The organism is Nodosilinea sp. FACHB-131 (assembly GCF_014695395.1).
Classification (GTDB): domain Bacteria; phylum Cyanobacteriota; class Cyanobacteriia; order Phormidesmidales; family Phormidesmidaceae; genus Nodosilinea.
The window spans coordinates 88,031-99,167 of the sequence record NZ_JACJOF010000042.1; the positions used below are offsets into that span (position 1 = coordinate 88,031).

Here is an 11,137-nt window from a genome sequence, read left to right on the forward strand (position 1 = left end):
CGGCGGATTTTCCGGGAAGTCCGCCTATTGGTGCTGACTGCGCTAGCAATCGAGTGCCTGTACTAGAAAAAATGCTGGTGGTGGGTTTATTTTGGTCTTTTGAATTCCGAACGGCTTAAAATAGGGCACAAAGCAAGCTCAGCCAAATCACCACAGGTGGCATCCTTTTGAGCACTCTTATGGATATCAGGCCTCTATTCCCAAAATGCTCCCAACAGAAAAATCGATGCGTCTGGCAGATTTCATTCTCGGGAACGTCGAGCTGATTCTCTCGGAATGGGAGACGTTTGCGCGTAGCCTCGCGCCAGGGGGAAAGATGACCAAGCTCGCCTTGCGTAACGATGCTGAGGCAATGCTGCGGGCCACCGCGCGCGATATGCAGAGCGGCCAGACCCTTGCACAGCAGGCAAGTAAGTCCAAAGGCCGCGGCGGCGCTGTTGGTGAAGAGAGCAATGGGCTCGACCACGCCTCAGTGCTGCACGGTGTGGCCCGCATGGGCTCGGGCTTTGACATCATGGAGGTCATCTCCGAATACCGCGCCCTGCGCGCCAGCGTGCTCCGCCTGTGGACTGAGAGTCACTCGCAATTTGACATCAACGATGTCAACGATATCACCCGCTTCAACGAATCGATCGATCAATCGCTCGCCGCAGCTGTCGGCAGCTACACGCATCGCGTCGAACAGTCGCGCCGCATGTTCCTGGCGATTCTCGGCCACGACTTGCGCAGCCCACTGAACTCTATCAGCATGGCGGCACAACTAATCTCGCGCACCTCAGGCGAACACCCGGCCTCTCCTAGAGCCCTGTCGGTGATCAAGACGAACACGGAGGCGGTCACACGGTTGATCTGCGACCTGCTTGACTTCGCCTCGACGGGGCAGGGCAATAGGATGCCGCTGACGCGCGAGCTGGTCGATATAAAACTACTCTGTCGCCAAGTCTTTGAGGAATTTTGCGTTGCCCATCCGCAGCGCACGCTGCGCTTTCACTCAGACGGCAATCTTACGTGCGACGGCGATGCGGCTCGACTCCGCCAGGTCGTCTCCAACCTCATGGGCAACGCAATTCAGCATGGGTCAGGCGAGGGGCCGGTGGACCTATCACTCACTTCAGAGGGAGCAACCGTGGTTTTGAGCGTGCATAACGAAGGGCTGCCAATTCCATTAGAGATGGTGGACATAATCTTTGATCCACTCACGCGCCACACCTTGCCAGAATCGACAGCGCAACGAGTTCCAGGCAGTGTTGGTTTAGGGTTGTACATCGTGCGTGAGATCGTCGTCGCCCATGGAGGTACGGTAGAGGTCACCTCGACAGCGGAGGAGGGCACAACCTTCACCGTCCGCCTGCCACAGCTGCGCCCGGTAGGGGGCGAGCGGCAGTAAGCGTAAGGTTCTGCTGCTCTATGGCGCAGGGCAGCTACTCCGAAATCGTAGGCACAAAGCTCTTAACTTTTCCTAAAACCAACTATGCTGACAGTATAAAGGACTATATAAAGTGTAAGTGCTGTGGCTTTTCATTGGAACTGCTCAGGGATCAAACAGCCCGCTATGGGTCAACTGATTCGAGAGCTGCGGCAAACCTTAAAGCTAACCCAGGAGAAGTTTGCGGCTCAACTTGGAGTCTCCTTTCCCACCATCAATCGTTGGGAGAACGGACATGCCACCCCTTCTCCCTTAGCACTCAGACAACTTGAAACCTTGCTGAACCAGTTGGCAGAGTCACCTGATAGCGCTTTGCGGGAACGCAGTCAGGCTATTCAAGGAAAATACTTGCCTCCAAGGAAACTAAACGCATGAGGGTAGAGGAACGCCAGGAAATGCCCGACAAGCCTTTTGGAGACGGTGGTGAGATAGAAACATTCCTGCGCTCTCACGATTGGTCGCAAACGCCATTAGGAGCTATCGAAACCTGGTCAGACGACTTGAAAACGGCAGCGCAAATTTTACTGACCGAGCTAGAGCAAGTACGGTCAGCCACAGAGAGGCCGCAAGACCATGCCTTACACCAAGCCAATCAGCTCAATGCGTTTCGAGTCAAACTAGCAGAGGCCCTTCGGCCGATTACTGATGCGTCAGAAATTCAGGCGGTCGCCGCTCGCATTTTAGGTGAGTCTCTGGGCGCAACTCGCGTCATTTATATCGAAGTTGTATCAGAGGGTGAGGAGGTCGTCGTTCGTTGCAACTACACCCATGGTGTAGCTCCCTTAAGCGGACGGTACCGATTGGAGGACTACCAGCGCAACCTGACTGCTGATCATGAGGCTGGGCGCACTCAAGTCGTCACCGATATTCCCAACGACTCCACCTATACAGACGCCCAGAAAAAGAAATACCGCGAGATTGATATCGCGGCCCACATTGATGTGCCGCTAATCAAAAAAGGTCAGTTTGTGGCCCTGCTGGCCGCTCAACAATCCACGCCACGTCAGTGGACAGAAGCTGAGGTCAAACTGGTTGAAGAAACCGCAGAACAGACGTGGGCAGCCACTGAACGGGCCTATGCCGAAGCCGCCCTGCGTGAGTCGGAAGCCAAATATCGCACCTTGTTCGAGTCGATCGACGAGGGCTTTTGCATCGTCGAGGCGCTGTTTGACGAGAACGACACGCCCGTTGATTACCGCATCTTAGAAGTTAATACCGTGTTTGAGCAGCAAACCGGATTGCAACAAGCTGTCGGTAAAACAGCGCGTCAGTTAGTGTCTGATCCAGAATATTTTTGGATCGAAACCTACGGCAGAGTTGCCTTAACGGGAGAACCGACTCGCTTCGAGAGTCATTCTGCACCGATGAACCGCTGGTTTGATGTCTATGCCTGCCGCACTGGACAACCGGAAGACCGAAAAGTGGCGATTGTATTCAAGGATATTAGCGATCGCAAACAAATAGACGAAGCGTTGCGGCAAACCACAGCCGACCTCGAGCGTCAAGTGCGAAAGTTTGATGCAACGCTTTCGACCATCACCGAACTAATATTCAGCTTTGACCGCGATGGGCGGTTTCTTTACGCCAATCAAGTGTTGCTCGACTTGTGGGGAATCACCGCAGCAGAGGCAATTGGCAAGACGATGGCTGAACTTAATTATCCCGCAGCCGTTGAGCAGCAAGCGCTGGATGATATGCGACGAGTCTTTGAGACCGGAGATACCGTTAGAAACGAGATTGCCTACACCAGTCCAACCGGGATTGAGGGCTACTTTGAGTATATTTTTAACCCAGTGTTTGCCGCCGATGGCACCGTAGAGTCTGTTGTCGGTTCAGCCCGCGATATCAGCGAGCGCAAGCAGGCAGAACTTGAAATTCAAAAGTTTGTTTCCCTAGCCGATAACAGTGGAGTATTTATCGGCATGTACGATATGAATTTTGTCCCGTTTTATGTCAATCCAGCGGGTCAGCAACTAGTGGGACTGGACAATGTCCAGCAATACATCAAAACTTCAGTTAAAGACTTCTTTTTTCCTGAAGATCAAGACTTCATCATCAATGAGTTTCTTCCCCATGTATTGCAGGAGGGGCAAGCAGAGGTAGAAATTCGGTTCCGTCATTTCAAGACAGGCGAAGCGTTGTGGATGATCTACAACGTCTTTCATATCAGAGATGAACACAACCAGCCGATCGGGTTAGCCACCGTCAGTCGCGATATTACCGATCGCAAACAGGCAGAAGCTGCCTTGCAAGAGAGTGAAGAACTAAAGCAACGCATTTTAGAGAGCAGTCAAGACTGTATCAAAGTTTTAACGTTAGAGGGCCGACTCGTTTACTTGAATACAGGCGGCTTTAATCTCCTGGAAATTGACGATCCGACCTCTGTTTTGAACGCCAAATGGCTCGATTTCTGGCAGGACGAAGATCGCCAAAACGCAGAGGCAGCGTTCATAGCCGCCAAAGCAGGCAATGCTGCTCAACTTCAAGGATGCTGCCCCACGGCAAAGGGCAACTTGAAGTGGTGGGATGCTATCGTCACCCCTATTCAAGATGCATCTGGCAAGGTTGCACAACTGTTAGCAATCTCACGCGATATCACCAGGCAAAAGCAAGCTGAATCGAAGCAAGAGCAACTGCTAAAACGAGAACAAGCGGCACGAGAAGAAGCAGAACGCGCCAACCGGATTAAGGATGAGTTTCTCGCAGTGCTGTCTCATGAGCTGCGATCGCCCCTCAACCCGATTTTGGGCTGGACCCAGTTGCTGAAAACCGGCAGATTCGACCAAGCCCGCCAAGCGGAAGCACTCGCGACGATCGAGCGCAATGCCAAACTGCAGTCTCAACTGATCGAAGACTTGCTTGACATCTCCCGCATCATGCAGGGCAAGCTGACCTTAAATCCGACTCACGCCAGTTTAACGTTTGTGATTTCTGCGGCCGTCGAAACCGTGCGGTTGGCAGCAGAAGCCAAGAATATTGAGATTGCACTTGACCTCGATACGCAAGTTGCCCCCATCTTTGGCGATGCTGCCCGGCTCCAGCAAGTGGTCTGGAACCTGCTGACCAATGCCGTCAAATTCACGCCCAAGGGCGGGCAAGTAACGGTCGAACTGCGGCAAGTGGAGCAATTGGCGCGAATTCGGGTAATCGATACAGGCATTGGCATCAAGGCTCAATTCATCCCTTATGTGTTTGAGTATTTTCGGCAAGAAGATGGTTCCACCACCCGTAAATTTGGCGGTCTGGGGTTAGGGCTCGCCATCGTGCGGCAGATTGTGGAACTCCACGGCGGTACAGTGGCGGTAGAGAGCGATGGTGAGCAGCAAGGTGCAACCTTTATCGTGCAGCTACCGGTCCTGAAGCGGCCAACACCCGTTCTCTCTAAATCAACCCAGCCTCAACTTAACTCAGAAACACTCCTAGACAACGTTCAAATCTTGCTCGTTGATGACGACGCTGATACCCGCGAGTTTCAGGCTTTTCTGCTAGAGCAATACGGAGCAAGGGTAACGGCGGTGCCTTCTGGCTTAGAAGCGCTGCAAGCCTTGGAGCGGTTGGTTCCTGATGTGATTGTTAGTGATATTGGCATGCCAGAGATGGATGGCTACGGGCTGATGCAGCAGATTCGCTCCCGTCCACCCGCTCAGGGCGGGACCGTTCCCGCGATCGCACTCACGGCTTATGCTGCAGAAATTGACCAAAAAAGAGCCCTCGAAGTTGGATTTCAAACACACTTGACGAAACCGTTAGAGCCAGAACGATTTGTCGGCGAAATTGTAACCCTGCTCCAGCTGAATTGAGTCTAGACATTGTGCCTCGCCACAAGCGGTGCCACCTCGGCTAGCTCCACTAGCTCGATCTTCTCCACTAGCGCCACCATTAACCCTAAGTGATCGAGAGGCTCGCTCTTTAACGGGCGTTCCCTGCTCGCGCAGCTAGTCAGGTTGCCTATGTCCTGGCTTCCGATTGAGGACCAAGCAAAACAAAACCCCAGCGATCGCCAGGGGCAGATGTGAAATTCCATGTACGCCAAACAGCTTACCCCTGCTACCATCCCCACTGACAAGGGCATCCTAGGCAAGTAACGGGCAGAAGTCTTGAAGTCGTAGATGCACCCTAAGAACCAACCCCCACAGGCACCGCTGGCCCATGGGGTTTTTTGTTTAGCATCTCCGTAGGCACTACCCCACCGTCCATCCTTTAGCTTTTTCTGTCTTCATACGATCGTATCGAGATGACATGACTAGGCCATCTAGTTCTCTCATCAACGCTTCAGCAGTACCCGTGTCCCCGTCATTCGAGGCTTGGGTGTAAGCGTCTAGCAAGATGCAAAATTCGTTGGTTATCATTTGCCACCCTTCTTAGTGCTGCGTCAGGTTGATTTCTCCGTTTACGAGATAACACGCGTAATTATTGAGGAGCCACAACCGAACGGCAGATTTCTCAAGGCACTACAGCAGACTCAATTGCTGCACCCTGGGCTGTCCCATTTCGATCGGCACGGCTGGCGATCGCCTCCCTGACCTGGGCACCATAGACCGACAGCGGCGATCGCATGTTTGCGTAGATGCACCCGAACTCCCCACCCCTACGGCACCGCTGGTCCCTGGGGGTTTTGTTTTGAATGTCGATCGCCACGGCTCATCTTCTCTCAATGTGGCGGGCCGCAATGGTTGGCAGAAGGTTTGTGCCCAATGGCCTTAACCTGCTTAAGGGTTAGATAACAATTAGTACGTTTATGCCTGCTTGGCCGCTTCGAGGCCCAAGCTAAAAGCGGACAGGGGCATTGTTGTAGAAGAGAGTTAAGCATGGAGCTTGTTGCCAACGGCGCGATTGCGGCGGCGTATTTCATCATTCCCCTAACGCTGTTGCCGCTGCTGCTCAAGGCCAAGCGCGACATTTGGCTCAACCTGCTGCTGCTGATCCTGTTTATCTTTAGCTGCGGCATCGGCCACACCCTCAGCGCCATGAACCTGCACAACGCCCTCTGGCACTGGGTAACGGCGGGAGTGTCTTGGGCGGCGGTAGTGGCCCTACTCAAAAGCCAAACCCGCCTGCGCTATCTGGGCGAAACCTTTAGCTTGCTAGAAGCCACCTGGGAGCAGGCCCTCACCGGCAAGCTGCTGTTTGAGCGCACAGGCGACGACCTCAAGGTGCTCAAGCTCAACCCCGCCGCCACGGCAATCACCCAGAAATTGCTCCAGCCGGGCGATCGTCTCTGCGAAAAAATGCCTATTCATCGGCAGCAGGTCTACCCCTATCGGGTTTCGCTCATTGACCTTTACCTGGCAGCCCTTGAGTCCGGTGAGCCCAAGCGGCTGGAATACCAGTACAAAGGCGAAATCTCGGGCTGGTACATGACCCTAGTGACCCCGCTCTCCCCAGAGCTGCTCTACATGACCTTTACGGAGGTGAGCGGTGTGATCTACGACCCGCTCACGGGTCTTTACAACCGCCGCGTGCTGGAGATGGAGCTAGAGGCTTGGGAGGTGTGCCTCTTCATCGATCTCGATCGCTTCAAGCTGATCAACGACCAGCGGGGTCACTACCTGGGCGATGAGCTGCTTAAGGCCGTTGCTGGGGTATTACAAGACCAGGCGCAAACCCAAAACGGCGTTGCGGTGCGCAACGGAGGCGACGAATTTTTACTGCTGCTGCCTGCCCCCGATGCCGACTCTACCGAACCTTGCCCCATCCCAGCTGCGATTGCCGAAAAGGTGCTGAGCGATATTCTCGCCATTGAGGTTGAAGGAGCCAGCATTAGTGTTTCCATTGGCGTCGCCAGCGGCACGATTGATGCTTTTCAGGAAGATATGCCCATCAACCGGCTGCTGCAAGCGGCCGAAACCGCCCTGAGGGAGGCCAAACGCAACCGGCGGTCGAACCTACCCCAACACCGTATTCAAGTGTGGAATAGCGCCTTGGCTCGACGACGGCTGCGCCAAATTACCCTGGAAGCTTACCTAGAACAGCGCAGCAGTGAGCTGGAGTTTTGGCTCGCCTACCAACCCATCTGCCACATGCAAACCGGCGCGATTGTTGGAGCCGAAGCCCTAATTCGATGGGATTCGGCCCGTCTGGGTTCGGTATCGCCGTCGGAGTTTATTCCGGTGGCCGAGGCGACAGGGCTGGTACACCGGATTAGCGACTGGGTGCTTTGTCACGCCCTAGAGCAGCTGGCCCAGTGGCAGGAGATATCAACCCAGTTCAATCTTTCCATCAACATCAGCCCCCTAGAGCTGGAAGATGATGACTTTTTAGACCGCATCATGCAGCGGGTAGCGGAGGCAGGTATTGCCAGCAACCGCTTTGGTATTGAAATCACCGAGCGGGGCATCTACAACAACCTGGATCGCTACTTGCAAAGCCTGCAAGAACTGCGTGCTATGTCGCTGCGGCTCAAGGTCGATGACTTTGGCATGGGCCAGTCGGGTCTGGCCCAACTCTTGCAGTTTCGCTTTGATGAAGTCAAAGTCGATCGCTACTTTATTCCCACCAACGCTCAAAACTTAGAAAAAGTGGCAATCTGTCGGGCGATCGCTAACCTGGCCGAGGGCGTTAACTTTGACTTGGTGGCCGAGGGCATTGAGCATGCCGAGCAGCGCAGCCTCATGCTGGGGATGAACTACAACTACGGTCAGGGCTATCTCTTCTCTAGGCCAATGACGGCGCAGAACCTGACGACGCTGCTGCGGGAGGGGACGTGTTTGGCTGCAGGGGGTTGAGGTGAGTGGGTGAGTAGCTGAGGTGACATCGATAAGCCGAGTGCTCAATGGCCTTAACCTGCTAAGGCTTGTGGGTTGGGTAGTTGCCTGCGCGCGCAGCTAGCCTATTTGCTGTTATCGCAACCAGTCAACGAGAGAATAAGGGTTTCAGCTGTTTTCGTAGTCCGTCGGTGGGCATATGACAGTTAGGGGTCACAAGCCTTAAACTACCCGCTCTACCCCTGCCCGACCCTTGGACAGTCGGAGCAACTTAGTCTCACCAGATTTGTGAAACTCTTGAGATTTTCCCACTGGCTGCACAGGCTGGTGGGATTTATTTTGGCAGAGTCTAAAACTCCACCCCCACGCCTGCCAGAGGCGACGGCTGAATGATGCCGTAGCGATTGACTAGCTCACCTGTTGCCTCACCACGCCACTACTCTGAGCCCGGGCTCGATCGCACCTACCCCAACCTGGTGGATGGGGCATTAGTAATCATGTTCCAGCAGGCTTTGACGGCGGGAAGACTAGCAAGTATTTACGAAGCGCAAGAAGGGCAGTAGTGGCGGTAGTTATAGGGGCCGTAATCGCGGCGTCTGTGCTGGTTGGTATGGCGGCATTGCTGGTGCTGCTGCACTGGGCCATGATTCACTGGATGGTTGAGGGGGATGAAGACCCTTGGGATTAGGGCGGGTAAAGTGTCCGAGCTATCCAGTCAACGAGCAACTACTCAACCCTGGACTGGTAGCCAAAATTGGTAAGCCCCGTCTGGCCATTCGTGAAGGGCTGGTCAAGAGTTAGTGGGTTGTCCAGCGCACTTTGCAGTCTGCTGGCAATGTTGAGGTTGGAGCACTAAGGCCCGGCCCATTCTCACGCGAAGCAGAACCGCAATGACCAACACTCAAAACGCCGTTGCGGTAATGGCATTGCTGTTGCTCAGCTCATGCCAATCTGCTGCACCACCCCCTGCACCTGTAGCAGAACTGCAAGAGCAAGCAGAGGTCGTTGAGACCCCGGTAGAGACAATCGACTACCTAACCCAAGGCAAGCAGCAGGGCTATGAGGCCGCAGTCGCCGCGCAGACCGCTGTAGATGACCGCTGGAAAGATGTGTCTGCACATTGGGATCTAGCGATTGCCTCCCTCGGGCAGGTGCCAACCGATAGCCCCGACTACGCCACGGCCCAGGCCAAGATCGTCGAGTACACCGCTAACCGTGACGTGGCAGCGGAACGCTACAGGGCCTACCAGGTCAAGGTTGCTGCTCCTGTGCCTGCACCTCAGGCACCTAGGGATACGGGTAAATCGTCTGATCAATCCCTTGAAGAAAAGATGGCGCTAATTGATGGGCTCCCAGGCCGTGAGAGCACATATGCAAGGTTGCTAGATCAAGTAGACGCAAAATGCACTCAAAACAGAGCGGAGATCGGGGACATCGCAGCGCGGTCTGTTGAGGTGGCTGCCCAATACGGCCATAGAACCAACATCTTAGACATGCTAGAAGGTGGGCATATAGCTACAAGAAACACTGATTTTCAGTTCGACTGCGTGGAAATTTTTAGCCTCATCGTCACGACGATGGATGCTCAATAAGAGCTAGCCGCCTCATATCCCAAACCGCCTACACGCTGCCTCAAACAGTGCAGCAGCCCAAGCGGCGATCGCAACCTCACCAGCATCTCCCCTTGCGATGGCCGCTTGCTGGTGACGGAACTTGAGCGGCTACTGCATGGCCCTAGCTTGATCAGCGGTGGCACGGCGGCGGCTGTTTACTCTTGTTAGGCCATGACGAGCCGACGAAAGGCTAGATCAGATTGCATCACTCACCGCACTTGGTGGTCGCCACCCAAATCGCACCTATAGCGATCGTCGTAGTTAAGAGATGCACTCCCCATCTTTCTATTTGAGAGATTTCCTTCAGCAGGTCTGGATTAACTGACAAGCTAATGGAGCCTATAGAGGCTGCAACAGCCACGAGCGCCCATTGCCAGTAGCCCCATGGGGTTTTACTCATATCACCTGAATAACCGAATAAGCGAATAGGCAAAGATAGCGCACTAAACCGCTACTCGCTGCGGCAATGTCCGTGGCCTGCCAATGCAGTGCAGCAGCACCCACGGCGATCGCAACCAACAAAACGCCCCGGCGCAGGGCCGGGGCTGTGTGCTCATTAGCTGTAATAGTAAGCGGTCTATGCTGCGATCGCCCAGGTGTCTACCACCTCGAGGTCGGGGTAGTGCTCGGACACATGGGCCACGATCGCGGCCTGCTCACCCCAGCCGTAGTGGCCACCGCTGGTTACCTCGACGTTGATGCCGTCGATGATAGTCTGACCATTGGCAACGTGCGCTGTGATGACGCGATACCAACGAGTGCGAGTGCGGCGGGTTAGATTTTGAACGGTTGCAAGTACCATGTAATTACCTATCACTTTGGGTAATCCCCTGCCATGACCTTGAAACATTGGCAGGGGTTTTTGCATTGGTGCCCTCTTTTAACGCCGTGGGCTGACAGCGTGGCCCCTATGCCAGGGCCTTAAGCATTTCCGCCTTCCGTAGGTGCTTGCCCTTGCCGTGGGCATTCCGCCAGGCGATACCCCAGCGGCTGCACTCCTTCCGCAGCTCAGTGCTGGTCATGTCCTGGTAGTCAGTGGCGGCCACCTCGACCCGTGCGATCGCTACCTGGTGCAGCCGTCTGAGTTTATTGAGTGGGTTGATGGTGAGGTGGGATGACCATAGAAGAGCTGGCCCAAATCATTGCTACCGGCGACGTGCCCCTCTCAATCCGCATGAGACAGGACGACGGCGACGCGATTGGCATTCGGGTAGCGTTGGATATGCGCCAATCGGGTCAATACGACAGCATGAACTACGAGCAGGTGTTGGCCCCTCTGAAGACGACGGCGACGCGATTGGCATTCGGGTAGCGTTGGATATGCGCCAATCGGGTCAATACGACAGCATGAACTACGAGCAGGTGTTGGCCCCTCTGAAACGGCATCGGGCTGA

The 11,137-nt window shown here is 54.6% G+C and carries 11 protein-coding genes; 9 read left to right on the forward strand and 2 right to left on the reverse strand.

Going from position 1 to position 11,137, the window contains the following annotated elements; all coding sequences use genetic code 11:
- Positions 1-205: 205 nt before the first annotated feature.
- From H6F75_RS27125 to H6F75_RS27135, 3 genes are all read left to right on the forward strand, one after another.
- On the forward strand, positions 206-1,387 hold the full coding sequence (locus H6F75_RS27125) for a HAMP domain-containing sensor histidine kinase (RefSeq protein ID WP_242020387.1): 1,182 nt from the start codon (positions 206-208) through the stop codon (positions 1,385-1,387).
- 165 nt (positions 1,388-1,552) lie between these two features.
- A complete protein-coding gene (locus H6F75_RS27130) occupies positions 1,553-1,801 on the forward strand; it encodes a helix-turn-helix transcriptional regulator (RefSeq protein ID WP_190756423.1) in 249 nt (82 codons plus the stop codon).
- A gap of 20 nt (positions 1,802-1,821) precedes the next feature.
- Entirely contained in the window at positions 1,822-5,226 is a 3,405-nt protein-coding gene (locus H6F75_RS27135) for a PAS domain S-box protein (protein ID WP_242020391.1), read from the forward strand.
- 643 nt (positions 5,227-5,869) lie between these two features.
- Here H6F75_RS27135 and H6F75_RS27140 read toward each other — a convergent pair.
- Positions 5,870-6,064 carry a hypothetical protein gene (locus H6F75_RS27140; RefSeq protein WP_190756427.1) on the reverse strand — a complete coding sequence of 65 codons (195 nt, stop codon included), beginning with the start codon at positions 6,062-6,064 and terminating at the stop codon, positions 5,870-5,872.
- A 170-nt stretch (positions 6,065-6,234) separates the two neighbouring features.
- On the opposite strand from H6F75_RS27140, the gene H6F75_RS27145 reads away from it, so the two are divergent.
- From H6F75_RS27145 to H6F75_RS27155, 4 genes are all read left to right on the forward strand, one after another.
- Positions 6,235-8,151, forward strand: a complete 1,917-nt coding sequence (locus H6F75_RS27145) for a bifunctional diguanylate cyclase/phosphodiesterase (protein ID WP_190756429.1) — start codon at positions 6,235-6,237, stop codon at positions 8,149-8,151.
- Between the two features lie 383 nt (positions 8,152-8,534).
- The gene (locus H6F75_RS27150) at positions 8,535-8,693 is read left to right on the forward strand and encodes a hypothetical protein (RefSeq protein ID WP_190756431.1); all 159 of its coding nucleotides are present in this window, start codon (positions 8,535-8,537) and stop codon (positions 8,691-8,693) included.
- Positions 8,693-8,818, forward strand: coding sequence for a hypothetical protein (locus H6F75_RS28660; RefSeq protein ID WP_277874295.1), 126 nt, complete (start codon positions 8,693-8,695; stop codon positions 8,816-8,818). Before H6F75_RS27150 ends, H6F75_RS28660 begins: the two co-directional genes overlap by 1 nt.
- A gap of 202 nt (positions 8,819-9,020) precedes the next feature.
- Positions 9,021-9,722 (forward strand): hypothetical protein, encoded by a 702-nt coding sequence (locus tag H6F75_RS27155; protein ID WP_190756433.1) that lies wholly within the window; start codon positions 9,021-9,023, stop codon positions 9,720-9,722.
- A 598-nt stretch (positions 9,723-10,320) separates the two neighbouring features.
- On the opposite strand, the gene H6F75_RS27160 is transcribed toward H6F75_RS27155, so the two are convergent.
- A complete protein-coding gene (locus H6F75_RS27160) occupies positions 10,321-10,545 on the reverse strand; it encodes a hypothetical protein (protein ID WP_190707978.1) in 225 nt (74 codons plus the stop codon).
- 142 nt (positions 10,546-10,687) lie between these two features.
- On the opposite strand from H6F75_RS27160, the gene H6F75_RS27165 reads away from it, so the two are divergent.
- The gene (locus H6F75_RS27165) at positions 10,688-10,861 is read left to right on the forward strand and encodes a hypothetical protein (protein ID WP_190707975.1); all 174 of its coding nucleotides are present in this window, start codon (positions 10,688-10,690) and stop codon (positions 10,859-10,861) included.
- Complete coding sequence (locus H6F75_RS27170; protein ID WP_190756435.1) at positions 10,858-11,055, forward strand: hypothetical protein; 198 nt, start codon at positions 10,858-10,860, stop codon at positions 11,053-11,055. The genes H6F75_RS27165 and H6F75_RS27170 overlap by 4 nt, the downstream gene beginning before the upstream one ends.
- Positions 11,056-11,137 lie beyond the last annotated feature (82 nt).

What these genes read in the sequence shown, in the direction of transcription:
- H6F75_RS27170 (WP_190756435.1), top strand. Translation starts at nt 10,858, where the DNA reads ATGACCATAGAAGAGCTGGCCCAAATCATTGCTACCGGCGACGTGCCC.
- H6F75_RS27135 (WP_242020391.1), top strand. Translation starts at nt 1,822, where the DNA reads ATGCCCGACAAGCCTTTTGGAGACGGTGGTGAGATAGAAACATTCCTG.
- H6F75_RS27145 (WP_190756429.1), top strand. Translation starts at nt 6,235, where the DNA reads ATGGAGCTTGTTGCCAACGGCGCGATTGCGGCGGCGTATTTCATCATT.
- H6F75_RS27130 (WP_190756423.1), top strand. Translation starts at nt 1,553, where the DNA reads ATGGGTCAACTGATTCGAGAGCTGCGGCAAACCTTAAAGCTAACCCAG.
- H6F75_RS27125 (WP_242020387.1), top strand. Translation starts at nt 206, where the DNA reads ATGCTCCCAACAGAAAAATCGATGCGTCTGGCAGATTTCATTCTCGGG.
- H6F75_RS27160 (WP_190707978.1), bottom strand. Translation starts at nt 10,545, where the DNA reads ATGGTACTTGCAACCGTTCAAAATCTAACCCGCCGCACTCGCACTCGT.
- H6F75_RS27155 (WP_190756433.1), top strand. Translation starts at nt 9,021, where the DNA reads ATGACCAACACTCAAAACGCCGTTGCGGTAATGGCATTGCTGTTGCTC.